Origin of the sequence: Lentzea sp. NBRC 102530 (assembly GCF_030269365.1) — a bacterium.
Taxonomy (GTDB): domain Bacteria; phylum Actinomycetota; class Actinomycetes; order Mycobacteriales; family Pseudonocardiaceae; genus Lentzea.
In genome coordinates this window covers 1-25,168 of the sequence record NZ_BSTF01000031.1, presented here as the reverse complement: position 1 = coordinate 25,168, position 25,168 = coordinate 1, and the positions used below count along the sequence as shown (strand labels likewise).

At 69.5% G+C, this 25,168-nt stretch carries 24 protein-coding genes; 12 read left to right on the top strand and 12 right to left on the bottom strand.

The annotated features are described in order from the left end of the window. Positions 1-53: 53 nt before the first annotated feature. From QSK25_RS43590 to ppgK, 4 genes are all read right to left on the bottom strand, one after another. Positions 54-233, bottom strand: a complete 180-nt coding sequence (locus QSK25_RS43590) for a DUF7455 domain-containing protein (RefSeq protein ID WP_231642793.1) — start codon at positions 231-233, stop codon at positions 54-56. 394 nt (positions 234-627) lie between these two features. Next, positions 628-1,170, bottom strand: coding sequence for a helix-turn-helix domain-containing protein (locus QSK25_RS43585; protein WP_285647423.1), 543 nt, complete (start codon positions 1,168-1,170; stop codon positions 628-630). 148 nt (positions 1,171-1,318) lie between these two features. Further along, positions 1,319-2,629 (bottom strand): RNA polymerase sigma factor, encoded by a 1,311-nt coding sequence (locus QSK25_RS43580; RefSeq protein WP_285647422.1) that lies wholly within the window; start codon positions 2,627-2,629, stop codon positions 1,319-1,321. A gap of 215 nt (positions 2,630-2,844) precedes the next feature. Further along, positions 2,845-3,609: a polyphosphate--glucose phosphotransferase gene (gene ppgK / locus QSK25_RS43575; protein WP_285647421.1), complete on the bottom strand. Its 765-nt coding sequence runs from the start codon at positions 3,607-3,609 to the stop codon at positions 2,845-2,847. Between the two features lie 116 nt (positions 3,610-3,725). Between ppgK and QSK25_RS43570 the strand changes: the two genes are divergently transcribed. Further along, positions 3,726-4,520, top strand: a complete 795-nt coding sequence (locus QSK25_RS43570) for an inositol monophosphatase family protein (protein WP_285647420.1) — start codon at positions 3,726-3,728, stop codon at positions 4,518-4,520. An 89-nt stretch (positions 4,521-4,609) separates the two neighbouring features. Here QSK25_RS43570 and QSK25_RS43565 read toward each other — a convergent pair whose 3' ends face one another. Further along, the gene (locus tag QSK25_RS43565) at positions 4,610-5,146 is read right to left on the bottom strand and encodes a hypothetical protein (RefSeq protein WP_285647418.1); all 537 of its coding nucleotides are present in this window, start codon (positions 5,144-5,146) and stop codon (positions 4,610-4,612) included. A 42-nt stretch (positions 5,147-5,188) separates the two neighbouring features. Continuing rightward, complete coding sequence (gene cei, locus QSK25_RS43560; RefSeq protein WP_285647417.1) at positions 5,189-5,905, bottom strand: envelope integrity protein Cei; 717 nt, start codon at positions 5,903-5,905, stop codon at positions 5,189-5,191. Between the two features lie 422 nt (positions 5,906-6,327). On the opposite strand from cei, the gene QSK25_RS43555 reads away from it, so the two are divergent. Then, positions 6,328-6,627, top strand: coding sequence for a DUF4193 domain-containing protein (locus QSK25_RS43555; protein ID WP_030474775.1), 300 nt, complete (start codon positions 6,328-6,330; stop codon positions 6,625-6,627). Positions 6,628-6,757: 130 nt separating this feature from the next. On the opposite strand, the gene QSK25_RS43550 is transcribed toward QSK25_RS43555, so the two are convergent. After that, positions 6,758-7,219 (bottom strand): DUF3093 domain-containing protein, encoded by a 462-nt coding sequence (locus QSK25_RS43550; RefSeq protein WP_285647414.1) that lies wholly within the window; start codon positions 7,217-7,219, stop codon positions 6,758-6,760. Positions 7,220-7,243: 24 nt separating this feature from the next. On the opposite strand from QSK25_RS43550, the gene dut reads away from it, so the two are divergent. Both dut and QSK25_RS43540 read left to right on the top strand, forming a co-directional pair. Further along, positions 7,244-7,717, top strand: coding sequence for a dUTP diphosphatase (gene dut, locus QSK25_RS43545; RefSeq protein WP_285647412.1), 474 nt, complete (start codon positions 7,244-7,246; stop codon positions 7,715-7,717). 4 nt (positions 7,718-7,721) lie between these two features. Next, complete coding sequence (locus QSK25_RS43540; RefSeq protein ID WP_285647410.1) at positions 7,722-8,336, top strand: DUF3710 domain-containing protein; 615 nt, start codon at positions 7,722-7,724, stop codon at positions 8,334-8,336. On the opposite strand, the gene QSK25_RS43535 is transcribed toward QSK25_RS43540, so the two are convergent. Then, positions 8,333-8,992: an alpha/beta fold hydrolase gene (locus tag QSK25_RS43535; protein WP_285647409.1), complete on the bottom strand. Its 660-nt coding sequence runs from the start codon at positions 8,990-8,992 to the stop codon at positions 8,333-8,335. The genes QSK25_RS43540 and QSK25_RS43535 overlap by 4 nt on opposite strands. 69 nt (positions 8,993-9,061) lie before the next feature. On the opposite strand from QSK25_RS43535, the gene QSK25_RS43530 reads away from it, so the two are divergent. Together QSK25_RS43530 and QSK25_RS43525 are read left to right on the top strand one after the other, a co-directional pair. Beyond that, a complete protein-coding gene (locus tag QSK25_RS43530) occupies positions 9,062-9,442 on the top strand; it encodes an OB-fold nucleic acid binding domain-containing protein (protein ID WP_285647407.1) in 381 nt (126 codons plus the stop codon). Continuing rightward, positions 9,439-10,203 (top strand): DUF3159 domain-containing protein, encoded by a 765-nt coding sequence (locus QSK25_RS43525; RefSeq protein ID WP_285647405.1) that lies wholly within the window; start codon positions 9,439-9,441, stop codon positions 10,201-10,203. The genes QSK25_RS43530 and QSK25_RS43525 overlap by 4 nt, the downstream gene beginning before the upstream one ends. A 55-nt stretch (positions 10,204-10,258) precedes the next feature. On the opposite strand, the gene QSK25_RS43520 is transcribed toward QSK25_RS43525, so the two are convergent. From QSK25_RS43520 to QSK25_RS43505, 4 genes are all read right to left on the bottom strand, one after another. After that, a complete protein-coding gene (locus tag QSK25_RS43520; RefSeq protein WP_285647404.1) occupies positions 10,259-12,805 on the bottom strand; it encodes a helix-turn-helix transcriptional regulator in 2,547 nt (848 codons plus the stop codon). Between the two features lie 43 nt (positions 12,806-12,848). After that, on the bottom strand, positions 12,849-15,392 hold the full coding sequence (locus QSK25_RS43515; protein WP_285647396.1) for a helix-turn-helix transcriptional regulator: 2,544 nt from the start codon (positions 15,390-15,392) through the stop codon (positions 12,849-12,851). Positions 15,393-15,477: 85 nt separating this feature from the next. Beyond that, complete coding sequence (locus QSK25_RS43510; RefSeq protein ID WP_285647394.1) at positions 15,478-16,134, bottom strand: potassium channel family protein; 657 nt, start codon at positions 16,132-16,134, stop codon at positions 15,478-15,480. Further along, positions 16,134-16,796 carry a potassium channel family protein gene (locus QSK25_RS43505; RefSeq protein ID WP_285647393.1) on the bottom strand — a complete coding sequence of 221 codons (663 nt, stop codon included), beginning with the start codon at positions 16,794-16,796 and terminating at the stop codon, positions 16,134-16,136. The genes QSK25_RS43510 and QSK25_RS43505 overlap by 1 nt, the downstream gene beginning before the upstream one ends. 82 nt (positions 16,797-16,878) lie before the next feature. On the opposite strand from QSK25_RS43505, the gene QSK25_RS43500 reads away from it, so the two are divergent. From QSK25_RS43500 to QSK25_RS43475, 6 genes are all read left to right on the top strand, one after another. Further along, positions 16,879-18,864: an APC family permease gene (locus QSK25_RS43500; protein ID WP_285647391.1), complete on the top strand. Its 1,986-nt coding sequence runs from the start codon at positions 16,879-16,881 to the stop codon at positions 18,862-18,864. Beyond that, positions 18,861-20,066: a class I SAM-dependent RNA methyltransferase gene (locus QSK25_RS43495; protein WP_285647389.1), complete on the top strand. Its 1,206-nt coding sequence runs from the start codon at positions 18,861-18,863 to the stop codon at positions 20,064-20,066. Before QSK25_RS43500 ends, QSK25_RS43495 begins: the two co-directional genes overlap by 4 nt. A 62-nt stretch (positions 20,067-20,128) precedes the next feature. Continuing rightward, positions 20,129-22,033, top strand: coding sequence for a 1-deoxy-D-xylulose-5-phosphate synthase (dxs, locus tag QSK25_RS43490; protein WP_285647387.1), 1,905 nt, complete (start codon positions 20,129-20,131; stop codon positions 22,031-22,033). A gap of 233 nt (positions 22,034-22,266) precedes the next feature. After that, a complete protein-coding gene (locus tag QSK25_RS43485; RefSeq protein ID WP_285647385.1) occupies positions 22,267-22,908 on the top strand; it encodes an SPFH domain-containing protein in 642 nt (213 codons plus the stop codon). Positions 22,909-22,971: 63 nt separating this feature from the next. Next, positions 22,972-23,655 carry a response regulator transcription factor gene (locus tag QSK25_RS43480; RefSeq protein ID WP_285647383.1) on the top strand — a complete coding sequence of 228 codons (684 nt, stop codon included), beginning with the start codon at positions 22,972-22,974 and terminating at the stop codon, positions 23,653-23,655. A 3-nt stretch (positions 23,656-23,658) separates the two neighbouring features. Then, on the top strand, positions 23,659-24,786 hold the full coding sequence (locus QSK25_RS43475) for a sensor histidine kinase (protein WP_285647382.1): 1,128 nt from the start codon (positions 23,659-23,661) through the stop codon (positions 24,784-24,786). Positions 24,787-25,168: the final 382 nt, after the last annotated feature.

The following is a 25,168-nucleotide window of genomic DNA, read 5'->3' as shown; positions in this document are numbered from 1 at the left end:
AGGGGGCGGAGATCCACCGGATCTCCGCCCCGAGCGGCTAGGTGGGGTGGAAGTCAGCCCTGCTGAATCTCAGCAGCGAGTTCGCGCAACTTCTCACTGTGCGCGCGAGCGTGGTGCCCGCAGAACAGCAGCTCGCCCCCGGACGGGAGCAAGGCGCGAACCTGGGCAGCAGCCCCGCAGCGGTCGCAGCGGTCGGCAGCGGTCAACTCGGGGCGGGTGAGTGCTGCGGTCATGATGAATCTCCCTCCGTCCCAGCACCGGTACGAAGTGTTCCGGTGCCCTCTTACCAAGCTGCGACCACGGCGCCCCTGGATTGGTGCGCGGTGCTCGCTGGCTCCACTCTGACAGACGTTTCGGCGATAGTCAGTGTTCCCGTGTACGTGGCGACTCGCGTCACTATGCGATTTACCCGGCTGTCGCAGAAGTACACCTGCGTTTGCCACCGGTTCACAGTCTTGACACGCACGCTGCGCAACCGGAAACCCGCTGGTGGAGCAGCACGTTCAGGCCGTTCGGTCGGTTGCGTGCCACCGTGAGTGTGATATCGGTTGCCCTTGTCCGCCCGCAGCGAACAGGTCACGAACGTCCCACGATTCGGACGCGGAACCGTGATCAAGTCCCGTTCGATCAGCCCGCGAGGGCAGTGCTGATCGCCCGTGCGGCGTGCCCCACGGCGTCCCGCAGAGCCGTCGCGCTGCGGCCGTGGTCGAGCACCGCCGACACCGTACCGACGACGCTGCTCCCGTGCGCGCGCACCGGAGCGCTCACGAACTCCATGCCCGCCGGCACCGTCGCGCCCGGCCGCAACCGGGGCACGTCCTCGGCCCGCACCAGGCTCGCCGCCGCCACCAGCACCCGGTCGCGCCGCGGCACCGCGAGGATCGCCGACGTCCTGATCGTCGCCGACAACGCCCGCAACGGCTGCCGCGCGATCGCCAGGATGCCCGGCGCCGGCTCCCACGCCTGCCCGTACCGGAACATCTGCGCGCCCACCCGGTACCGGCCGCGCACGTTCTCCACCGCTCCCAGCACCTCCAGTTGTTCCAGGAGGCGGTGCACCGTCGTCTTCGGCATCTCGCAGCGCTCGGCGAGCTGGGACAACCCGAGCTCGCCCTCGTCCATCAGCCCGTCCAGCAGCGAGAAAGCCCCTTCGAGCACAGACCTGCCCATGTCCCCAGTCCCCTCGTTCCGTTGTGCGGAACCGATGCTGGCGTGGGCTCGCCCTGGAGCGCATGAGTACAGGGGTACTCAATTTTTGGAAACACAGCGGCCCCGCACCGAACCGGTGCGGGGCCGCGTGCGTATGACTCGGTAAGACCTAGTCGAGGTAGTCCCGCAGCACCTGCGAACGGGACGGGTGACGCAGCTTCGACATCGTCTTGGACTCGATCTGGCGGATGCGCTCACGCGTGACGCCGTAGACCTGACCGATCTCGTCCAGCGTGCGCGGCTGGCCGTCGGTGAGACCGAAGCGCAGCCGGACGACGCCCGCCTCGCGCTCGGACAGCGTCGCGAGCACGGACTGCAGCTGGTCCTGCAGCAACGTGAACGAGACGGCGTCGACCGCGACGACGGCCTCGGAGTCCTCGATGAAGTCACCGAGCTGGCTGTCGCCCTCGTCGCCGATCGTCTGGTCCAGCGAGATGGGCTCACGCGCGTACTGCTGGATCTCCAGCACCTTCTCGGGCGTGATGTCCATTTCCTTCGCGAGCTCTTCCGGGGTGGGCTCGCGGCCCAGGTCCTGGAGCAGTTCGCGCTGGATGCGACCGAGCTTGTTGATGACCTCGACCATGTGCACCGGGATGCGGATGGTGCGGGCCTGGTCGGCCATCGCGCGGGTGATCGCCTGACGGATCCACCAGGTGGCGTACGTCGAGAACTTGTAGCCCTTGGTGTAGTCGAACTTCTCGACCGCGCGGATCAGACCGAGGTTGCCCTCCTGGATCAGGTCCAGGAACGCCATGCCGCGGCCCGTGTAGCGCTTGGCGAGCGACACGACGAGGCGGAGGTTCGCCTCGAGCAGGTGGTTCTTGGCCCGCTCGCCGTCGCGGACGATCCAGCGGAGGTCACGGCGCAGCTGCGGCGTGAGCTTCTCCGCCTCCTCCTCGGAACGGCGGACGCGCTCGGCGGCGTAGAGACCCGCCTCGATGCGCTTCGCGAGCTCGACCTCCTCCTCGGCGTTGAGGAGGGCGACCTTGCCGATCTGCTTGAGGTAGGCGCGGACCGAGTCGGCCGAGGCGGTGAGCTCCGCGTCCTTGCGCGCCTGGCGCAGGGCCTCGGACTCCTCCTCGTCCCAGACGAAGTCACCCTCGTTCTTGGGGTCCTCCGCCTCCTCGGGCTCGTCGACGACCGGCTCGTCGACGATCTCGACGTCTTCCAGGTCCTCGGCGCCGGGAGCGCCTTCCATGTCCTCGGGCTCTTCACCGGGCTTGCCGGTGCCCTTCGCGGCAGGATCGGCCTTGCCGGCCGTCTTGCGCGGGGCCTTGGCGGCGGCGGGCTTCTTCGCTGCCGCAGCGGTCGTCTTGCGCTTCGGCTTCTCCTCGGCCTCGCCGGCCGCGGTCGCCTTGGTCGTCTTGGCGGCGCTCGCGGCGGAGCTGGAGCGTCGGGTTGCGGTTTCTGCGGCTGCCACGTACGCCCTTTCGCGACGGTCGTTCAAGGCGGACCAGAGGGCGCGAAACCTCGGTCGCCAGAGTTCAGGGGATCTCCCCGCCGATCTTGCTTGGCGGGTGTGCGTTCCATTGTAACGACGTCGGTGACCGGGTGTTGCGCCCCGAGGTGCATCGAGGCGCTCCCACCTGCGTTTTCCCAGCTAGATCGAGTCGGACACGATTCGGTGTCGAACGCTCACCAGGGGCGGACGCCGTGCGTGGCGGCCCACGCGGCGCCGACGATGCCAGCGTCGTTCTTCAGCGCGGCGGCGACCACTTCGGTGCGAACCTTGAGCAATGGCAACCACTTGTGCGCCTTCTTGCTCACGCCGCCACCGGCGATGAACAGGTCGGGCCAGATGAGGTCCTCGAGCACGTTCATGTACCGCGTGACCCTGGGTGCCCACTCATCCCAGGACAGGTCCTTCTCCTCCTTCACGGAGGCGGCCGCGCGCGTTTCCGCGTCGTGCCCGTCGACCTGCAGGTGCCCGAACTCGGTGTTCGGCACCAGCTTGCCGTCGAGGAACACCGCGCTGCCGATGCCCGTGCCGAACGTCAGCAGCACCACGGTCCCGTTCTTGCCCACCCCGGCGCCGAACGACATCTCCGCGATGCCGGCCGCGTCCGCGTCGTTCATCACGACGATGTCCTCGGGCTTGCGCTTGAGGCGCTCGGCGAACAACGTCTGCGCGTCGCAGTCGATCCAGCCCTTGTCGACGTTCGCGGCGCTCAGGGCCACCCCGTGCTTGACCACGCACGGCAGCGTGATCCCGACGGGACCCTCCCACTGGAACTTCTCGACGATCTCCGCGACCACCTCGGCCACCGCCTGCGGTGTCGAGGGCTGGGGCGTGGGGATCCGCATGCGTTCGCCGTCCAGTGCTCCTGCCTCGAGGTCGACCAGGCCGCCCTTCACGCCGGAGCCGCCGATGTCCACACCGAACCCGCGGGTGATGCCCATCCCCGTGGTCCTTCCTACTCGATCCTGCTTGCTTCGATTCAGTACACCGTGGTGCGCAGACATTAGCCTGACGTTGTCCGATAGTCCCGTGCTAGTGACACAGGAGGGAACCGGTCGTGTTCGATCCCCGGCCACTCGTCGACATCGCGACGGCCATCGGACGGGAAGCGGGTGCTCTTGTTCAGCGCATGCGCGCCTCCGCCGTCGTCTCGTTCGACACCAAGAGCACCTCGACCGACGTCGTGACCGCCGCCGACCGCGCCTCGGAACAACTCGTACGGACGCGTCTGTCCGAGGCGCGCCCCGGCGAACCCGTGCTCGGTGAGGAGGAGGGCGGTGACGTCGTCGAGGGGGTGACCTGGGTCGTCGACCCCATCGACGGCACCGTCAACTACCTCTACGGAATCCCCTGGTACTCGGTGTCGATCGCAGCGCAGCTCGACGGCGAGTCCGTCGCCGGCGCGGTGTTCGAGCCCGCCACCGGGCGCATGTGGACCGCCGCACGTGGTCATGGCGCGTTCCTGGACGGCTCGCCGTTGCGCGTGTCCACCACCACAGACCTGTCGCTGTCCTTGCTGGGCTACGGGTTCGCCTACCGGTCCGAGCGGCGGCAGCGCCAGGCGGACGCCTGGGCCGGGATGGCCACCCGCGTCCGCGACCTGCGCCGGGCCGGAGCGGCGTCGCTCGACCTGTGCTCGGTGGCGGCGGGCCGGCTCGACGCCTACGCCGAGCACGGTCTCGGGCGGTGGGACTGGGCCGCGGGCGGGTTGATCGCCGCGGAGGCCGGTGCGGTCGTCCGGTTGCCGGGATCGTCGCCGGAACTGGGGGCGGACGCGACGTTCGCGTGCACCCCCGGCGTGGCCGACGAGATGTACCGCGCGTTGACGGAGAGCGGATTCGGCAAGGTCTGAATCAAGTCAAGCTCCGAATCAACACATGGATCAACTCAACGTTGATCCGATCCACCTCACGTTGATTCGTCAACGTCGACGTTGACGAATCAACGTTGACGCGCGGGCTGTCCAGTCAGAGTCGACAGCAGGGTGACGACCTCGCGCACGTCAGCGATGTGGAACAGCTCGCCGACGGTCCGGTTGCCGAACCCGTCGGGCACGACGCGGTCACCGATGTGGATGTGGCCGGAGCCGTCGGGCTCCTCGGTGAACGTCAGGGTGCTGATCGCGGTGAGGTCGGTCGACCGCGATCGGCGACCTGGCGTGGACACGACGCGTTGGTCGGTCACGTAGTAGGTCGTGCGACGCAACGTGAAACGGCGCCACACGAACGGTTCGACGAAGTAGAAGAACAGGTCCAGGGCGGCGAGCACGGCCAGCGTGCCCAGTGCCGCCGGCCAGCCCGAGAAGAAGTCCGCCCACCCCTGACCGGCGACGATCAACGCGGCGAGCAGCCCGATCTTGACGGCCTCGAACTTCAGGCTGAACCGCATCCAGCGCCGGTCCTCGCGCACGAACACCGTGCGTCTCGACGGATTCCCTTGCCACAGCACGCGCTCTTCAGCGCGAAGATCTACCCCCATTGGGGGAAAGATAGCGGGCGAACCGGACGGATCAGCGGAAGATCAGCAGGTCACTTCGCGGGCGCCGGCCAGGTTGTCGGCGTTGATCGACGGGGGAGCGGCCGCGGCGACCTGACCGCCCTGCTGCTCCGGCTGCTGCGCCGCCCACTCGGCGAGCTGGTCGAGCACCTTGCGGGCGTTGCTGTTGGGCTTGACCTCGTCGAACTTCTTGCCGATCGCGATGTCCACGGTGGCGTCCTGACGGTCGTCGCGCACGAGCTCCAGGCACGGCTCGAGCAACGAGAGCGTGCGCGCGGCCGAGGCGCCAGGCGCGCCGAAGCGGATCTGGCCGCGGCAGGTCATGTCGCCCGCCGGGTAGATCGGGTCGTTGCCGGGCTCGGCCGCCTGCTTGAGGCCGAGTTCGGTGAACATCGTCGCGACGGCCTTGGCGTGGTTGCGCTGCGTCGAGGCGTTGACGACCTTGAAGTTCACGTCGGCGACCGGCACCGGGTTCGTGCGGTCGAGCGCGTCGTGCTCCAGGACCGTGCCGAGCGCCGGTGGCGGTGGCGTCGGGGCCGCGGCCGCATCGGCCGCCGGGCTCTCCGATGTCACGACGTTGCCCGGCGCGTTGCACTTGATGGCCGCGTCCACGTCGCTCGCGTTGCCGAGCACCTTCACCCACACGAACACGGAACTGACCAACAGCACCGCGAACAGGACGAGCGCGGGCACGGGCCGACGCCTCTTGTAAGGCGTCAAGCTTCCCGATGCGGATCCCACGTTCGAAGCCCTCCCCGTGATCCGTCCCCTGAGGTCAGCCTAGGCCCTGCCCGGCTGACGCGCGCCCCGACGGGCGTGACCGAACGCACCGACCTGATTGCTCACAGTCAAGACGGTACCGGCCCGGCGTCAGGTTGCACGCCCAGGCGTACACGCACCTGCACAGGGTATCGGTCCAGCGTACAAAGGTTGTGTCACCCGTCCGGTCGGTAAGGGGTAACCCGATGTTGAGTCATCCGGACGGTGAGCTACCCTCTGCGCGCTCCGCACACATGTCGATCAAGCCGATGGTCACGTCAAGGGGGTTGGCACGACCGACGGGTGTGAGAGACCTACGTCACCTTGACGTGGGGCACAAAAGAGGTCGCTGGAGCGTTAACCAGCGACACGAACAGTCTCCGTAGACCGCAGGGGTGAAGAAGATGGCGACCGACTACGACGCGCCGCGTCGCAGCGAGGCGGACGAACTCGCTGAGGACTCCCTCGAGGAGTTGAAAGCCCGGCGGAACGAGACGCAGTCCGGCGTCGTCGACGTCGACGAGGACGCGAGCGCTGAGAACTTCGAGCTGCCCGGCGCCGATCTGTCCGGCGAGGAGCTCACGTTCAAGGTCCTGCCGAAGCAGGCCGACGAGTTCACGTGCTCGAAGTGCTTCCTGGTGCACCACCGCAGCAGGCTCGCCGAGGACAACGGCGGCACGTACATCTGCCGCGACTGCGCCTGATGCTCGACGCACGGCACCTGGCCTGCGTCTGACACCAGCGCCCTGACCGCAGGGCGTGACCGGATCAGCGAAGTCCGCCGAAAGAACTGGGCGCTCACCCTCACGGGTGGCGCCCAGTTGTGTTTCCGTCTCAGGACTTGATCGCGGCGGCGAGCTCTTCCGGGCGCCGCGTGCTGATCACCCAGTAGGGGGTCGGGTCCTCCGGGTCCGTCACGCGCACCCGCACGAGCGGCTTGACCCAGCCCCGGTGCACGACGAACGCCGCCGGGTCGAGGTCGCGGCCCATGGTCCGGCGGCGGTCCTCGGCGGCGATGATCTCGACCTCGCCGAGCAGCTCCAGCGGGATGTGCGCGTCACCGGCGTGCAGCTCGCCGTCGGCCACCTCGACCTTCGTGGACCCCATCCGGATGATGAGCACGACGGTCAGGGGCAGCAGGATCACGTACGGCAGCCAGGACCGGACGCCGGGGAAGCCCATGTGCACCTCGGCGGCCAGCAACGCGGCCGCGAGCAGCGGCAGGGGCCAGATCCACCACGTCACGTACAGGCGCTCGCGGAAGGTCGTAGTGGCGGTCACGGCAGTCTCACTCACGTCGTCAGGGTAATCTCGGCCGCCGTGTCCAGCGTCGAGGTGTTGCTGACCCGGCTCGATCCGGGGGTTCCCGTGCCCGCCTACGCCCGTCATGGCGACGCGGGCGCTGATCTGGTCACCACGTCGGACGTCGTCATTCCACCAGGCGAGCGCGCGGTGGTCGGCACCGGTGTCGCGATCGCGCTGCCGGACGGGTTCGCGGGTTTCGTCCACCCGCGGTCGGGCCTCGCGGCGAGGGTCGGCCTGAGCGTGGTGAACACTCCCGGAACGATCGATTCCGGCTACCGCGGTGAGATCCGCGTTTGTCTCGTGAACCATGATCTTCGTGAGCCGATCGTGCTGTCGCGCGGCGACCGGATCGCCCAGCTCGTCGTGCAACGCGTCGAGCACGCGGTGTTCCGCGAGGTCACCGAGCTCTCCGAGACGGAGCGCGGTGCGGGAGGCTATGGCTCGACCGGCGGGCACGTGGTGCTCGCCCGTACGAATGCGGAGGGGTAGGGGCATGTTCGGAAGGCGCCGCAAGCGCGGTCGTCACTCCTCGGGGGCGGTCGACACCGGTCAGGAGCACGACGAGTCGTTCGACGAGGTCGACGGCCCGTGGGACTCCACGGTCGCGCCCCGCGACGACGTGCAGCGGCTCGACCTGGGATCGGTGCAGCTGCCGATGCCGGACGAGGCCCAGCTGCAGGTCGAGATGGACCAGCAGAACGGCTCCGTGCGCGCCGTGCACGTGCTCACCTCGGTCGGCCAGCTGACGGTCAGCGCGTTCGCCGCGCCGAAGTCCGGTGGCCTGTGGCGGGAGGTCGGCGCCGAGCTGATCGACGGCCTCAAGGAGGACGGCGCCCGCATCAACCGCGAGAACGGTGAGTGGGGCGAGGAGATCACCGCGCGCAACCAGGGCGTGCAGATCCTCTTCGTCGGCGTCGACGGCCCGCGGTGGATGCTGCGCGGCGTCGCGGCCGGTCCCGAGGAGCACTTCGAGCAGAACTCCGCGGCGTTGCGCGAGATGCTGCGCGGCACCGTGGTCGTGCGCGGTGAGCAGCCCATGCCGCCCCGCACCCCGCTGCCGGTCGAGCTGCCGGAGGCGATCGCCCGGCACATCCAGCAACAGGGCTAGAGCTTCGCCTGCTGCCACGCCCGCACCGCACGCCCGAGCGCGTGTGGGTAGGCGTCCAGCGTGGTCGTGAGGAGCACGGCGCGGGGCATCGCCTCCGCCCACTGCCGGGCGATCTCGATCGGGTGCACCGGATCGTCGGTGCACCCGAGGATCCCGGCCGGCACGTCCAGGGACTTCAACTCCTCGAGCGTCGGCGCGAGCGACTCGGCGGCTTCCTCGAAGTGCGGCACGAGCCGGTCCCCGTAGCCGCGCCAGGCCCTGGACAGCTCGTCGTGCAGCCACCCGGTCGTCCCGGCCAGAGCCGTTGCCAGGCCCCGGGTCCTGACGATCTCGGCACTCGCTCTGGCCGCCTGCGCGGCCGGTGCGTCCCGAGGGGCGCCGATCCACGCGGGCAACGCCAGCACGAGTCCCGCGCACCGGTCCGGGTTGTGCGCCGCCCAGCGTGCCGCCACGTGCGCGCCCAGTGAGACACCACCCACCACGATCGGGTGGCCTGCCGGGGCATTTTCGAGCGCCGTCAACCGTTCACCCAGTGTGCGCACGAGCGGGGCGTGGAGAACGGCACCGACCTGCGACAACGGCTCGGTGAAGACAGACCGGACGAACACCTCGTCGGAGGCGGTTCCGGGCAGCAGGACGACGGTCTCGGCAGGCACGCCGAGGATTGTCGTCGCTCGTGCGTACCCTCACTGTCAGACGGCCCACACCACGGGGCCACCAGAGCAATGCAGGAGTCGGGGATGAGCGGCTATTGGCGCCGCTTGGTACGTCGCTTGACCAGTGACGTGACCGAGCTCGACGCGGACGACCTGTCGCGAAAAGCGGAGGCCGTCGGCGCGGTGAAGGCCTGCGACTGCAAGTCCGGTGAGGAGGTCACCGTCCTCGGCAGGCTCCGCAGCGTGGAGCTCTGTCCCCGGGACGCGGCCGCCACCCTGGAAGCCGAGCTCTACGACGGCACCGAGGGCGTCACCCTCGTCTGGCTCGGCCGCCGTCGCATCGCCGGAATCGAGCCTGGTCGGACGATCAAGGCCCGAGGCCGCATCGCCGTGCGCGACGGGCGCAAGGTGCTCTACAACCCCTATTACGAGTTGCAGATCGCTTCATGACCTCAGCTGAGACCGAAGAAAAGCAGCCCACCGTCCTCGAGCAGATGGGCGGCGTGAGCGGAATGCTCTACTCGTCGCTGCCCGTGCTCGTCTTCGTGATCATCAACTTCGCGACCAAGAACCTGATGGCCGCGATCATCAGCTCCCTCGCCGCCGCCGTCGTCATCGGCGTGGTCCTGGCCGTGCGCAAGGGAACCATCCAGCCCGCGATCTCCGCCGTCTTCGGCGTCGGCATCGCGGCCTTCATCGCCTACAAGACGGGCGAGGCGAAGGGTTTCTTCCTCTTCGGCATCTGGCAGAGCGTCGTGTACGGCAGCGCCTTCCTGCTGTCGATCATCCTGCGCTGGCCGCTCGCCGGCGTGATCTGGACGTTCCTCAACGGCCGGGACCGCTCCTGGCGCGCCGACAAGGCCACGGTCCGCGACTACGACATCGCGACCTTCGTCTGGGCCCTCGTCTTCTTCGCGCGCTTCGTGGTGCAGCGCTGGCTCTACGACGAGGACCAGGTCGGCTGGCTCGCCGTCGCCCGCCTCGGCATGGGCTACCCGCTGATGGCCATCGCCCTGCTCGCGACCGTCTGGGCGGTCCGCCGCGCCGACAAGCGCCTCAAGGCGGCGGAGGAAGCCGCCGAGGCCCAGGCCGCGAAGGAGGCCGAGGTGAACGAGGTGCTCGCCCGCACGGCCGACGACCTCCTCACCCCGGACATGGACGAACTCAAGCGCGTCGTCGACGCCGAGTCCCGCGACAGGTCCAGAGACTGACCCGCACGACGCCACACGGCCGGCACCCCGCTCCGGGGCGCCGGCCGTGACCGTTTCAGGGCGGACCGAGGATCGCGCGCAGTTCGTCGCGGCCCGTCACCCCGAGCACGCCGTAGATCGCGTGCAGGTGGTTGTCGACGGTGCGTTTGGACGTGTGGAGCCGCGCCGCGATCTGCTGGTTGGTGAGCCCGGACGTGGCCAGCCGGGCGACCTCCGTCTGGCGGCGGGTCAGCCGGGCTCGGCAGGGGTGGTCGCCGGTGCGCAGGGCGGGGGTGTGCGCTGCGTCGAAGTCGCGGGCCAGCAGGGCCTGGCGGGCGGAGGTCTGCGAGGCGGCGCGCGGGTTGCCCCGGGCTCGGTGCAGGCGGGTGGCGGCGCCCAGGGCCTCGGCGGCGTGGAGGGTGGCGCCGAGGCGGTGGAACGTGGTCGCGGTGGCTTCCAGCAGTGCCGGGGAAGCCTGGGCGAGTGCGGTGGCGTGGGCCGCGTAGGCGCCGGTGAGCGGGTCGGTCATGGTGGACGTGAGGGCGGTCAGGCGCCGGGACGTGTCGGCGCCCAGGCGGGCCGCGTCGTGCAGCGCCATCGCTTCGCTGCCGTGCGCGCCGAGGGAGGCGCACTCGTCGGCGGCATCCAGCGCCGCGGTGGTGGCGGCGGGGAGGTCGCCGGTCGCGGCCAGGACCCACGAGCGGGCCAGGGAGACGGTGAGCCCGGCCAGACGCCACGCCGGTCGGCGGGCGGTCTCGGCTCGGGCCAGCGAGTCCTGGGCCAGGGCGGTGTCGCCGGTGAGGGCCGCGGCGAAGGCCAGGTTGGCCAGGGCGATGGCGTCGAAGACCAGCGGTGGTGTGGCCGCGGCGGGTTTCGGGGTGCCTTCGCGGGCCAGGCGAAGGGCTTGCGAACCGTGGCCTCGCATGCGCGCGCAGAAGGACAACGCGCTGTAGAGGGATGTTGCGCCGGTGAAGGCGAGTTCGTCGAACGGGCGGGTGTGCATCGTCAGCGCCAAGGCCTCGGCTTCGGCGAGGTGCCCGGCGAACGCCAGGGCGAAGCCGCGCATGCGCAAGGCACCGTCGTCGGGTTCAGCGCCAGCCGAGTAGGCGTCGATCTCGTGCAGCACGTCGCTGTAGCGCCCCGCGTGCAGGAGACACAACGCTCTGGTGCGTCGCATGTGGACGGTCAGATGGGGTGCCACGGGCTGATGGGTGCGTTCCAGCACGGAAGTCACGTGTGAGTGCTGTGCGGCGGAGATGACACGCACGACTCGCAGCCAGTCGCGCAGGTCCGCGGGCAGGGAAGGGACGTCGACGCTGTCGAGAACGGCGTCGGCCGCAGCGGCGTCGCCCAGGCCGAAGTGCAGGTTCATCGCACGGGTGGCGCCCAGACGGCTCAGGTCCTCGGCCGACAGCGCGCCGGACATCACGTCGGCGAGGGTCGCCTCGGCCTCGGACGGCGCCCGGCCGTGCATCAGGACCTGGCCGAACACGTGGCCCACGCGGTCCAGGCCGCCCGCCGCCACCGCGCCCCGGCAGAGGCGTTCGGCGAGCGTCACGTCCTGGGCGGCCCAGGCCTGGTCGGCGGCTGCGGCGAGCAGGTCGACCGAGGGCGGCGCACCGCTGTCGAGCCGCCAGGTGGCGATGCGCATGAGGTCTTCACGACGGCGGCCGCCTGTTTCCTCGAGAGCGGTGGCCAACGCTCGTTGGTGGGCTCGCGCGCGCAACGTGGGGCATGTAGCGCGGAGCAGGCTGCCGTAGAGGGGATGCCCTAGTCGCACCATCGCGCGACGGTCCGATGACGCGACACGGATCAAACCGCGCGTTTCGAGTTCGTCCAGCGCCTCTTCCTGGACCAACGGCGCCAGCAGGTCCAGCTCGACGGGTTCGGAGTAGGCGAGGAGCTCCAAGGCGTGCCGGTGCGCGGCATCGAGGCGGCCCAGGTTCGAGCGCACGAGTTCGGCGAGGCGGCCGTCGAGTTCGATCGCGCCGTGCCACGACCAGATGCCGTCGTCGGTGCGCAACGACCCCACGGCACGTCCGGACACGACGAGTTCCCTCAGGTACAACGGGTTGCCGGTGCTGGCCGACCACAACAACGTCGCGGACCGCGTGTCGACCGGCCCGCCCAGAGCGCGTTCGAGGAGCAGGTCGGACTCGGAACGGGCCAGGTCGTCCACCGTCACCCGGCGCAGCAGGCCCTCCTGCCAGAGTTCGGTGCGGTCGCCAGGGCGTGCGGTCACCAGAACGCGTGCGTGCCTGTGCCGGATCACGTGCTGCAACAACGCAACGGAGGCGTCGTCGAGCAGATGCGCGTCATCCACGACGATCACCAAGGGCCGTGACAACGCCAACAGGTGCTCCACGGCACGACCGAGCGGGTTTGCCGTGCGCAGGTCGGCAGGCAGCATCGCGGCCATGGCACCGAACGGGATGGACGACGTCGCCACGGTCGCATAGCAGCGCCGCACCACCACACCGGTGCGTTCGAGCCGTGTGACGACCTCGTCCGTGAGCCGGGTCTTGCCCACACCGGCGGGTCCGACGAGAGCCGCGCCGGGTTCGGACGTCAGCGCGGACACCACGTCCTCGAGTTCCCGCGCCCTGCCCACGAACGGCCACACGGCTCGCAGTGTGCCCAAGTCCCGGCTCACCGCGCACATCGATTTACGTCCCCAGACCGAACAACGCGCGCAAGCCACCCCGTCCGGTCACACCGACGGTGGCGTACGTCGTGTGCAGGTGGTTGTCCACGGTGCGTTTGGCGATGGCGAGCCGTGCGGCGATCTCCACGTTCGTCAGCCCCGCCACGGCCAGACGCGCGATCTCCAGCTGACGCGGCGTCAACGCGACGAGCGTGCTCGTCACCACCAGGCCGGGCGTGCTCGCGCCGTCGAACGACTCCATGAGCGCCGACGCCTTCTTCTCCAGGCGATCCGCGTCCCGAGGCCGGTCGTGCAACCGCGACAGCCTGCTCGCCTCCGCGAGTGCCTCGGCCGCGTACAACGTGACACCGCACGCCAAGAACGCCGCCGCCACCTCCTCCAGCCCCGCTGGGTCACGCAACGCGCGCGCTTGGGCGTGCGAGGCGTATGCGGTCGTCAGAGCGTCACGCCGCGTCTTGGCGAGTTCCAGCAGACGCGGCGAGGTGTCCGCACCGAACCGTGCGGCGTCGTGCAGCGACACGATCTCGTCCGCGTGTGCGCCGTGTTCCCCGGCCAACGCGGCGTTGTCCAGGGCGGCCTGCATGGCTTCGTTGACCCGCCCGGCCCCCGCGAGCACCCACGACCGTGCGGTGCCCACGGCGAACTGCGCGATACGCCACGGGGGCCGCACCCCGGCTTCCGCGCGCGCCAACGCACGGAACGCACGATCAGACTGCCCGTGCAACGCCGCCCCGGCCGCGAACTCGGCCAGCAGCAGCACGTCCCACATCATCGGCACCGTCCCGGGCTCGGTCACGCCCTCCGCCGTGATGCGCACGGCCGCCGCGGCCTTCCCACGCACGCGGGCGCTCTGGCTCAACAGCACCCGCGGCGGCACCTGTGCCACCGACCAGCGGCTCTCCTCGACCGCCTCGGCCAGCGCCCGCGCCGCCCGCTTCTCGGCCTCCACCAGGTCACCGCCGCGCAGCATGCTCTCGTTGCGCACACCCCGCGCCGCCGCCACCAGCGTCGGGAACCGCCCGGCCGCCGCGAGCACCGCCGGTGCGTTCTCCTCCACCTGCGCGACCGCCTCGGGGTACCGCCCGGCGAACTGGTCCGCGATCGCCAGCACCTGCCGTCCCGCCGTCTCCGCCCAGCCGCCCTCGGCGACCAGCAGATCCCCGCCCAGCCGCGCGATCCGCACCGGTGCCGCTTCCAGCGCGACCATCAGCGAGAAGAACAACACCGCGTGCTCGAGTTCGGCGGGCAGCTCCCGTTCGGTCACGTGGTCCAGCACGGCCACAGCGGCGGCGTCGTCACCGACACCGAAGAACAGGTTGAACGCGCGCGCACAGCCGACCTGGATCAACGTCGCGATGTCGCCACACGACGCCATGGCCGAGGCGAACACGGACTCGGCCTCATCGCATTGGCGTTGGTACATCAGCACCAGACCCAGCACGAGCCCAACGCGCGGTGTCATCTCACGGGCAACGGCCGCGCGCGAGAGCCGTTCGGCGAGCTCCCAGTCTTGTGCGGACAGTGCGTGTTCGGCCGCACGCGCCAGCACGTCCGGTGAGTCCGCCGTCCCGCTGTCGAGCCGCCACGTCGCGAGGCGCACCGCATCACCGGGCCGCTCCGCACCGGCGGCTTCGAGCCTGTCCGCCAATGCACGCCTGTGCGCCCGTGCACGCAACGTCGGACAAGTGGCCCGTAGGCGCGCGCTGTACAAGGGATGCGCAACGCGCGTGCGTCCATCGTCACCGACGCGGACGAACCCCATCTCCACCAAATCCCGCGGCACGGGCATCAACGAAGGTTCCAGTGGCTCCCCGTACGCCAGCAGCTCCAGCGCCCGCCGCTGCGGCTCCGCGAGCCGGCCCAGCGTCAGGTCCACGAGCTCGGCGAGCCGCCCGGACAGCTCCAGCGGCCCGTTCCAGCTCCACCCGCCCCCGGTCTCGGTCACCGCGCCCGTGTGCCGCCCGGCCGCCACGAGTTCCTTGAGGTACAACGGATTGCCCTGGCTGTTCGCCCACACCAGGTGCCGCGTCGAGGCGTCGGCCGGCCCGCCCAGCGCCGCCGCGAGCAACGCGTCCGCCCGTTCCCGGTCCAGTGCCTTGACCGCGACGACGGTCAGTCCCTCGATGCCCCAGCAAGGCTGTGCGGTGCACATGACCCGCATCAGCCGATGCCGCACGAGGTGTCGCAACACCGACAACGACGCGTCGTCGAGCAGATGGGCGTCATCGATCGACAACACCCTTTGGCCGCCACGAGAGAGGTGTTCGGCAGCCGTCCGCACAGACGACGACGGGAGCAGCCCTCGCGAGGCAGGCAGGTCGGAAGGCACGAGCGATGCGAACGCACCGAGTGGAATACGCGATGTCGCGACCGTGGCATAACAACGCACGACCGGGTGCGGCACGGCGAGCAACGCCTCGGCGGCCAGCCGTGTCTTCCCCACGCCAGGAGGGCCGGACAGCAGCACCGCGCCGTCCACGGCCAACGCCCGCAGCGCGGTCCGCAACTCTCTCTCGCGCCCGACCAGGGGCAGCTGATCGCTCACGGGTGGTAAGTGCCCGCATCCGTTCCGCAGATACGGAACGGCCATGCCGCCGTGAGGCCGTCACAGCGGCAACCACCCGATCCGGCTAATACCCGAGCGCGGACTTGATTTCTTGCTCAACCGCCGCGGTCGTCACGAACAGCAGCTCGTCGCCGCCTTCCAGGGTGTCGTCCGGCTGCGGCACGATGACCCGCCCGCCGCGCAGGATCGTCACCAGCGCGGCGTCGCGCGGCAGCGTCAGCTCCGACACCGCACGCCCGGCGAACGGCGTCGCCTCGTCGAGCGTGATCTCCACGAGGTTCGCCTGCCCCTGCCGCAACGTCAGCAGCCGCACGACGTCACCGATCGTCACGGACTCCTCGACCATGGCGGCCAGCAGCCGTGGCGTCGACACGGCCACGTCGACACCCCACGACTCGGTGAACAGCCATTCGTTCGTGGGGTCGTTCACGCGCGCGACGACGCGACGGACCGCGAACTCCGTCTTCGCCAGCAGCGACACCACGAGGTTGACCTTGTCGTCACCGGTCGCGGCGATCACCACGTCGCACAGGTGCATGCCCGCGTCCTCCAAAGAGGACAACTCGCACGCGTCGGCCTGCACCCACTCGGCCTGCTCGACGGAGTTCGGGTCGAAGTGCGCCCGGTCCCGTTCGATCAGCATGACCTGGTGCCCGTCCGAGACGAGCTCCTGCGCGATGGACCGCCCCACCGCTCCCGCACCAGCGATCGCGACCCGCATCAGCTCTCCTCCGGTGCCTGCAACGCCGCGGCGGCGACGTCGGTGATCGTGCCGGACAGCGCCGCCACGTAGATGGTGTCGTCCGCCTGCACCGTGGTCTTCGCGTCGGGCAGCACGCCCGTGCCGAACCGCATCAGGAACGCCACCCGCGCCCCGATCGCGCCCTCCAGCTCGAGGACCGGCCGCCCGACCCACTCCTCGGCGACCTCGATCGGCAGCACCGCGACCGTGCCGGACGGGTCGCGCCACGCCGTCGACGCGCCCTCGGGCAGCAGCATCCGCAGGAACCGGTCGGTCGACCACGGCACCGTCGCCACCGTCGGGATGCCCAGGCGCTCGTACACGGCCGCGCGCTTGTGGTCGTAGATCCGCGCGACGACGTGCTCGACGCCGAACGTCTCCCGCGCCACCCGCGCCGAGATGATGTTCGAGTTGTCGCCGCTGGAGACCGCCGCGAACGCGCCCGCGCGCTCGACACCGGCCTCGATCAGGACATTGCGGTCGAAACCGTTGCCGACGACCTGCTGTCCGTGGAAGTCGCTGCCCAGCCTGCGGAACGACTGCGCGTCCTTGTCGATCACGGCGACCTGGTGGTCGAGTCGCTCCAGAGCCCTGGCCAGGGACGCCCCCACCCGGCCACAGCCCATGATCACCACGTGCACGACATGCCTCCTCAGGCGAACCTTGCGCAGAACCTACCGAGCATTAGCCCGTCCCGGTGAGCGGACCCCTTACGCTCTGGCCGTGTCCAAGCTCGCCACCGCTGCCAAACGCCTCCTGGTCGGACGGCCGTTCCGCAGCGATCGCCTCGCTCACACCCTGCTGCCCAAACGCATCGCCTTGCCGGTCTTCGCCTCCGACGCCATGTCGTCGGTCGCGTACGCGCCGGAAGAGATTTTCCTGATGCTGTCGGTGGCCGGCTTGAGCGCCTATGCAATGGCGCCGTGGGTGGGTGTCGCGGTCGTCGTGGTCATGCTCACCGTGGTCGCCAGCTACCGCCAGAACGTGCACGCCTACCCGTCCGGCGGTGGCGACTACGAGGTCGCGACGGTCAACCTCGGGCGCAGAGCGGGGCTCACGGTGGCGAGCGCCCTGCTCGTCGACTACATCCTCACGGTCGCGGTGTCGATCTCGGCGGCCGCGGCGAACATCGGGTCCGCGATCCCGTTCGTCGCGACGCACAAGGCCGAGTTCGCGGTCGCGGCCATCGTGCTGCTGACGGCGGTGAACCTGCGCGGCATCCGCGAGTCCGGCAGCGCGTTCGCCGTCCCCGTCTACGCGTTCATGATCGGCGTCTTCGGCCTGATCGGCTACGGCCTGTTCCGCGGGTTCGTCCTGGGCGACGACATGCGGGCGGAGAGCTCCGGCCTGGAGATCCACGCCGAGTCGGACCACCTGATGGGCCTCGCGTTCGTGTTCCTCGTGCTGCGTGCGTTCTCATCGGGCTGTGCGGCGCTCACGGGCGTGGAGGCGATCAGCAACGGCGTGCCCGCTTTCCGCAAGCCGAAGTCACGCAACGCCGCCACGACGCTGCTGCTGATGGGCGGCATCTCGGTCGTCATGCTGATGGGCCTGATCATCCTCGCCCAGCTCACCGACGTGCGGATGGCCGAGTTCCCGAAGCAGCAGATCGCCAACGCGCCCGAGGGCTACGAGCAGAAGACGATGGTCGCGCAGATCGCGCACGCCGTGTTCGACAGCTTCCCGCCGGGCTTCTACTTCATCGCCGGCGTCACCGCGCTCATCCTCGTGCTCGCCGCGAACACCGCGTTCAACGGCTTCCCGGTGCTCGGCTCGATCCTCGCCCAGGACCGCTACCTGCCGCGTCAGTTGCACACGCGCGGCGACCGGCTCGCGTTCTCCAACGGCATCCTGTTCCTCGCGGGGTTCGCGGTCGTGCTGGTGATCGCGTTCGACGCCGAGGTGACGCGGCTCATCCAGCTCTACATCGTCGGCGTCTTCGTGTCGTTCACGCTGAGCCAGCTCGGCATGATCAAGCACTGGCAGCGGCTGCTCAAGAACGAGACCGACGCCCAGGCGCGCACCCGGATGCGGCGCTCGCAGGCCATCAACACGTTCGGCCTGGCGCTGACGGCGACCGTGCTGATCATCGTGCTCATCACGAAGTTCACCAAGGGCGCGTGGATCGCCATCGCCGCGATGGCCGCCATCTACGCGTTGATGACCGCTATCAGGAAGCACTACGACACGGTCGCGGAGGAGCTCCGCAAGCAGGAACGCGTACGGACGATGCCCGCGCGCAACCACTGCATGGTGCTCGTGTCCAAACTGCACATGCCGACGCTGCGGGCGCTGTCCTACGCGAAGGCCACCCGGCCGGACGTGCTGGAGGCCGTCACGGTCAACGTCGACGACGGCGACACCCGCAAGCTCGTCGCCGAGTGGGAGAAGGAGAACTTCAAGATCCCGCTCAAGGTCATCGAGTCCCCCTATCGGGAGATCACCAAGCCCGTTCTCGACTACGTCAAGAGAGTCAAGACGGACAACCCGCGCGACGTTGTTACGGTGTTCATCCCCGAGTACGTCGTCGGCCACTGGTGGGAGCAGCTGCTGCACAACCAGAGCGCGTTGCGGCTCAAGGGAAGGCTGCTGTTCCAGCCGGGTGTGATGGTGACGAGCGTGCCTTGGCAGCTCGAGTCTTCGGTGAAGGTCAAGGACAAGGACGTCATCGCGCCCGGCGCTGTCCGAAGGGGACTTGACGACCGATGAGCACTGTCAAAGAAGACTGGACCGGCCGCAAGGTCGAGGTCGAGGTAGGACCCGTCGCGCACGGCGGGCATTTCGTCGCACGGCACGAGGGGCGCGTTCTGTTCGTGCGCCACGCACTGCCCGGCGAACGCGTCGTGGCGTCGGTGTACGAGGACAACGGCGGGTCGTTCTGCCGTGCGGACGCCATCGAGGTCCTGGAGCCGTCACCGGACCGGGTCGAGGCGCCGTGCCCGTTCAGCGGCCCCGGGATGTGCGGCGGCTGCGACTTCCAGCACGTGTCCTGGGACGCGCAGCGGGAGCTCAAGGCCCAGGTCGTGCGCGAGCAGCTGACCCGCCTGGCGAAGATCGACCGGGACGTGGTCGTCGAGGCGCTGCCGGGCGGCCCGCTGGAGTGGCGGACCCGGATCCGGATGGCCGTCGACCGCGACGGACGACCGGGTTTCCGCGGCACCCGTTCCCACGATGTGATCCCGATCGACCACTGTGTGATCTCCCGGCCGGGCATGGTCGAGGCCGTGGCCGACCGAACGTGGCGGGCCCAGGAACTCACGATCGTCCAGGACGGTGACGGCAACCGTCATGTGGGTGAGGTGCGCGGCCGACACACCGCGCGCCGCGCCGGAACCGGTACGGCCGTCGAGACCGCCGCCAACCGAAAGTGGCGAATTTCAGCGGACGGCTTCTGGCAGGTCCACCCCGCCGCCGCGGACACGTTCGCGAAGGTCGTGGGGGAGTGGGCGGCGGCCGAACCCGGCCAGCGCGCGTGGGACCTCTACGGCGGTGCCGGCCTCTTCGCCTCGGTGCTCGGACGGCAGGTCGGCGAGACCGGTTCCGTGCTGGTCGTGGAGTCGTTCCCAGGCGCTGTGGAAGACGGCCGGCGCAACCTCCGCCGCATGTCCCAGGTCGAGTTCGTGGTCGACAAGGTCGAACGCGCCGTGGGGCGTCGTCTGCCCGTTGAAGACCCTCACGTCGTAGTGCTAGACCCCCCTCGCAAGGGGGCGGGCAAGGTCGTTGTGGCTGAAGTCGCACGGCGCCGTCCCGAACGCGTCGTCTACGTCGCCTGCGACCCGGCCGCGCTGGCCCGCGACCTGGCCGAATTCACTGTTCAGGGGTACCGGCTCGCTGATCTTCGGGCGTTCGACGCGTTCCCGATGACGCACCACATGGAGTGCATCGCCCTGCTGGTTCCTGAGACCAGCTGACAAGGCGTCTCAGTGGCGTCTCCGTAGACTGAGCCGAAGTCTTCAGGAGTGAGGTGGGCGTGGTGACCCTGCTGGAGTCCGTGCACGGACCGGCTGATCTGAAACGGATGGACGAGGCGCAGCTGACGCAGCTGTGCGACGAGATCCGTCGTTTCCTGGTCGACAAGGTGTCCAAGACGGGCGGGCACCTGGGCCCGAACCTGGGTGTCGTCGAGCTGACCGTGGCGCTGCACCGCGTCTTCGACTCGCCGCAGGACCCGATCGTCTTCGACACCGGGCACCAGTCGTACGTGCACAAGATCGTCACGGGCCGTCGCGACGGCTTCGACCGGCTCCGTCAGAAGGACGGCATGTCGGGCTACCCGTCGCGGTCGGAGTCCGAGCACGACGTGCAGGAGAGCTCACACGCCTCGACGGCGCTGTCCTACGCGGACGGTCTGGCGAAGGCGAAGCAGATCAACGGCGCGCACGGCCACGTGGTCGCCGTCGTCGGAGATGGCGCGCTGACCGGCGGTATGTGCTGGGAGGCGTTGAACAACATCGCGTCGGACAAGAACCGTCCGGTCGTGATCGTCGTCAACGACAACGGCCGCTCCTACTCGCCGACGATCGGTGGTCTCGCCGACCACCTGTCGTCGTTGCGCCTGCGCCCCGGCTACGAGCGGGTGCTGGAGAAGGGCAAGAGCGCGCTGCAGCAGACGCCGTTCTTCGGCAAGCCGCTGTACGCCGCGCTGCACGCCGCCAAGCGCGGCATCAAGGACGCTCTGGCGCCGCAGGCGATGTTCGAGGACCTCGGCCTCAAGTACATCGGCCCGGTCGACGGCCACGACATGGCGACGCTCGAGTCGGCCCTGCAGCGCGCGAAGTCGTTCGGCGGCCCCGTGATCGTGCACGCCGTCACCCGCAAGGGCATGGGCTTCGCGCCGGCCGAGAACCACCAGGCCGACCAGATGCACGCCACCGGCGTCATCGACCCGATCACCGGCGAGGACGTGAAGCCCGCCGGACGCACCTGGACGCACGTGTTCTCCGACTCGCTCGTGGAGATCGGCCGCGAACGGCCCGACGTCGTGGCGATCACCGCCGCGATGCAGGGCCCGACCGGCCTCGACGCGTTCGCCAAGGCGTTCCCGGAGCGCTTCTACGACGTCGGCATCGCCGAGCAGCACGCGATGACGTCCGCCGCCGGTCTCGCCATCGGCGGCCTGCACCCGGTCGTCGCCGTGTACGCGACGTTCCTCAACCGGGCGTTCGACCAGCTCCTCATGGACGTCGCGCTGCACAAACAGGGCGTCACGGTCGTGCTCGACCGCTCAGGCGTCACCGGCCCGGACGGCGCGTCGCACCACGGCATGTGGGACATGTCCATCTGCGGCGTCGTCCCGGGCATCCACGTCGCCGCGCCGCGCGACGCGGGCACGCTGACCGAGGAACTGCGCGAGGCCGTGGCGATCTCGGACGCGCCCACGGTGATCCGCTACCCCAAGGCGTCGGTCGGACCGGACCTGCCCGCGTTGGAGCGCGTGGGATCCGTGGACGTTCTTCGGCGGTCCGGCTCTGACGTGCTGTTGGTGACCGTCGGCGCGTTGGGCGAACTCGGCATCGAGGCCGCGCAACGGCTCGAGGACCAGGGCATCGGCGTGACGGTCGTCGACCCGCGGTGGATCTACCCGATGTCCGTGGACCTCGTGGAGATGGCCGCGTCGTCCAAGCTCGTCGTGACCGTCGAGGACGGTGGCCGCCACGGTGGCTTCGGCTCGTCGTTCGCGGCCGCGTTGCGCGACGCCGACATCGACGTGCCGTTGCGCGACATCGCGCTGCCGCAGCAGTTCCACGACCACGGCTCGCGGGGAGAGGTGCTGGCGTTGTGCGGCATCACCGCGCAGGACGTCGCACGGCGCGTGACGGAGTGGGCGGCTCGCCTGGAGTGCCTGCCCGTCGAAATTCAGGCGCCCGCGGAGAAGTAGTTCGGCTAACCTCCACGTCGACGGCGCTCGCTCCTTGCGGCCCGGCGGGTTTCCCCGGCCGGGTCCCGCGTTCCGCGAGCGCCTTGGAGCCCTGTAACGGCACCAGGTTCAAACCCTGAACACCACGGCCCCGGTCGCACACGGGGGCGACGAGCTTTGTGAGTCCCTTGTGGAGTCCCGCTCGGAGTCCCGCCGACCGGGGTCGTGGTCTGCGCGGGGTGGAGGTGGAGACGATGAAGCACACGTTGTACCCGTGGGAGCGGGCAGTCCGGTTCGATCGTGGGGTGCTGGCGGGCGAGGTGGAGCCCGGCGAGCACAAGTTCCCGCGGCACGTCGTGCTGCACCGCGTCGACCTCAGGCCGCGCACGATGACGCCGGCCGCGCAGGACGTTCCGACAGCCGATGGCGTGCTGGTCCGTGTGACCGTGGTGGTGCGTTGGGCCGTGTCGTCACCGACGACGTTCGTGATCGCATCGGCCCGTCCTGAAGACGAGCTCTACACGGACGTGCAGGTGGCGTTGCGAGGCGCGGTCGTCAAGCGCGCACATTCCGCCGTCGACCCCGAGCGCGGGGCCATCGCGGCCGAGGTGCTGGCAGCCGTGGCCACGCGAGCCGCTGAGCTGGGCATCTCGGTGTCCGAGGTGGCGGTGCGCGACGTCGTGATGCCCGGTGAACTGCGGCGGGCGGCGTTGGCGGAGCTGGTGGCGGCGTCCGAGGGACGTGCGGCGCTGGAGCGGGCGCGCGGGGAGACGGCGGCGCTGCGGTCGTTGCTCAACGCGGCACGACTGGCTGAAGAGCACCCGGCGTTGCTGGAACTGCGCGCACTCCAGGCCGCCTCGACGGTCGTCGTCGACCGGCCCGCGCGCAAGGCGTGACCGACAGCGCTTGTGAAGGTGTCGTTAAGTGCTTTCTCAGGTGCATGTGGCACCTTTGACGTCGTGCGGATTTTGGTAGTCGAGGACGAGGCGCCCCTGGCCGACGCGATCGCTCGCGGCCTGAGGCGCGAAGGCATGGCCGTGGACGTCGCCTACGACGGCGAGACCGGGCACGAGAAGTCGACCGTCACGCGGTACGACGTCGTCGTGCTCGACCGCGACCTGCCGGGGATGTCCGGTGACGAGCTGTGCAAGGAGATCCTCAGCTCCGGCGCGCTCACCAGGGTCATGATGCTCACGGCCAGCGGATCCATCGAAGACCGCGTGTCCGGGCTGTCGCTCGGCGCGGACGACTACCTCGCGAAGCCGTTCGCGTTCCCCGAGCTGGTCGCGCGCGTACGGGCGTTGGCCCGGCGCGCGACTCCGGCCACGCCGCCCGTGCTCGCCGCACAGGACGTGGAGCTGGATCCGGCCCGTCGCACCGTGTCTCGCGGTGGCACGCCCATCGAGCTTACGCGCAAGGAGTTCGGCGTCCTCGAAGTGCTGCTCGCAGCCAAGGGATCAGTCGTCAGCAGCGAGGAACTGCTCGAGCGCGTGTGGGACGAGAACGCCGACCCGTTCACCACGACCGTGCGCGTCACCGTGATGACGTTGCGCAAGAAGCTGGGCGAACCGGGCATCATCGACACCGTCGTGGGCTCCGGGTACCGGGTGCCGAGTGCTTCGAACGGATCTGCTGAGGACTGACCTATGCGAAGGCGCGGACCAGGACTGCGTCTCCGGATCACGTTGCTCACCACCGCGCTGGTCGCGGTGGTGAGCGCTGTCCTGCTCTTCCTCGGGTGGACGCTGGTGGGCCGGGTCTTCGACTCGTCGCCGTCGTTCCCCTCCGACAGCCAGGTGACCGTGGACGGTGTGACGGTCACGGTGAAGACGCTGACCGACGCGCTGACGTCGGCCGCACGTGCGGACCTGCTGCGTGCGGGGTTGATCGCGTTCGCGTGCATGGTGGTGGCCGCCGGCGTCTTGGCGTGGACGTTCACCGGCCGTGTGCTCAAACCGCTGCACGACGTCACGGGCGCCGCACGGCAGTTGTCCGCGGAGTCGCTCGGGTCGCGGTTGCGCCTGGAAGGGCCACGCGACGAGGTCGCGGAGCTCGCGGACACGTTCGACTCGATGCTCGACCGCCTCGAAGCGGCCTTCGACTCGCAACGCCGGTTCGTCGCGAACGCGTCGCACGAACTGCGCACCCCTCTCTCGGTGGTGCGCACGGAGCTGGACGTGACCCTGTCCGATCCGGATGCCGACGTCGAAGAACTCCGCCGGATGGCCGGTGTCGTGCGCGCGGCCGGCGAGCGTGCCGAACAGTTGGTGTCCGCGCTGCTGCTGCTCGCGCGCACGGACGGCATCGGGCTCGCCGTGCGTGAACCGGTCGACCTGTCGGCGGTGGTCGAGTCGGCGTGGAGGGCCACACGGGCCGACGCCGACGCACGGAATCTGCGCGCTGTCTTCCGGTGCGCGCCCGCGCTCGCCGTCGGTGACCCCTCGCTGCTGGAACGCATCGCCGGCAACCTGCTGGAGAACGCCGTCCGGCACAACCACGTCGGCGGGTGGATCGAGACCGTGGTGGAGACGGGGCCACAGTGGTCCGTGCTGCGGGTGTCGTCGTCCGGTCCGATGATCCCGCCGGACCGGGTGGAGGAGCTGTTCGAGCCTTTCCGCCGCGGGGTGAAGGACAGGACCAGCCAGTCCGGCACGGGTCTGGGGCTCTCGATCGTGCGGGCCGCGGTGGCCGCGCACGGCGGGTTTGCGCAGGCAGTGGCCGTGCCGACGGGCGGATTGTCGGTCAGTGTTCACCTGCCGAGCGCACCCCGTTGACCCCGTCTTCAAGATTTCTGGCGTGGCCCCGGTCACACTGTGCGTCGATCTTGCGGGGTTTGGGCCGTCCGCGTGGCGTCTGACCTGCGGTTACTCCGTACGTGACCCCCGATTTGGATCTCGTGGGGCGCCCGTGTAAATTTCTCCATGTCAGCACGGAACGGGCCGGGAAACACAGCCGGAACGGAGTGCGGGACACAAAAACTTTCTAAGCCTGACACAGCCCCGGAAGTAAATCTCCTCGGAGACGAGCTGCGGTGAGCGCGTGTTCTTTGAGAACTCAACAGCGTGCCGAAACACAGCCAGTAATATGAATACCCCTCGTCGGGGTATTCCTTTGAGAGTAATACCAGATTGCCAGACATATTCCGTCTGGAGCGAT

Bases quoted from the DNA above. Each gene is read 5' to 3' on its own strand.
- QSK25_RS43590 (WP_231642793.1), bottom strand. From the start codon at position 233: ATGACCGCAGCACTCACCCGCCCCGAGTTGACCGCTGCCGACCGCTGC.
- QSK25_RS43585 (WP_285647423.1), bottom strand. From the start codon at position 1,170: ATGGGCAGGTCTGTGCTCGAAGGGGCTTTCTCGCTGCTGGACGGGCTG.
- ppgK (WP_285647421.1), bottom strand. From the start codon at position 3,609: ATGGGCATCACCCGCGGGTTCGGTGTGGACATCGGCGGCTCCGGCGTG.
- QSK25_RS43565 (WP_285647418.1), bottom strand. From the start codon at position 5,146: ATGGGGGTAGATCTTCGCGCTGAAGAGCGCGTGCTGTGGCAAGGGAAT.
- QSK25_RS43555 (WP_030474775.1), top strand. From the start codon at position 6,328: ATGGCGACCGACTACGACGCGCCGCGTCGCAGCGAGGCGGACGAACTC.
- QSK25_RS43540 (WP_285647410.1), top strand. From the start codon at position 7,722: ATGTTCGGAAGGCGCCGCAAGCGCGGTCGTCACTCCTCGGGGGCGGTC.
- QSK25_RS43530 (WP_285647407.1), top strand. From the start codon at position 9,062: ATGCAGGAGTCGGGGATGAGCGGCTATTGGCGCCGCTTGGTACGTCGC.
- QSK25_RS43525 (WP_285647405.1), top strand. From the start codon at position 9,439: ATGACCTCAGCTGAGACCGAAGAAAAGCAGCCCACCGTCCTCGAGCAG.
- QSK25_RS43510 (WP_285647394.1), bottom strand. From the start codon at position 16,134: ATGCGGGTCGCGATCGCTGGTGCGGGAGCGGTGGGGCGGTCCATCGCG.
- QSK25_RS43495 (WP_285647389.1), top strand. From the start codon at position 18,861: ATGAGCACTGTCAAAGAAGACTGGACCGGCCGCAAGGTCGAGGTCGAG.
- QSK25_RS43485 (WP_285647385.1), top strand. From the start codon at position 22,267: ATGAAGCACACGTTGTACCCGTGGGAGCGGGCAGTCCGGTTCGATCGT.
- QSK25_RS43475 (WP_285647382.1), top strand. From the start codon at position 23,659: ATGCGAAGGCGCGGACCAGGACTGCGTCTCCGGATCACGTTGCTCACC.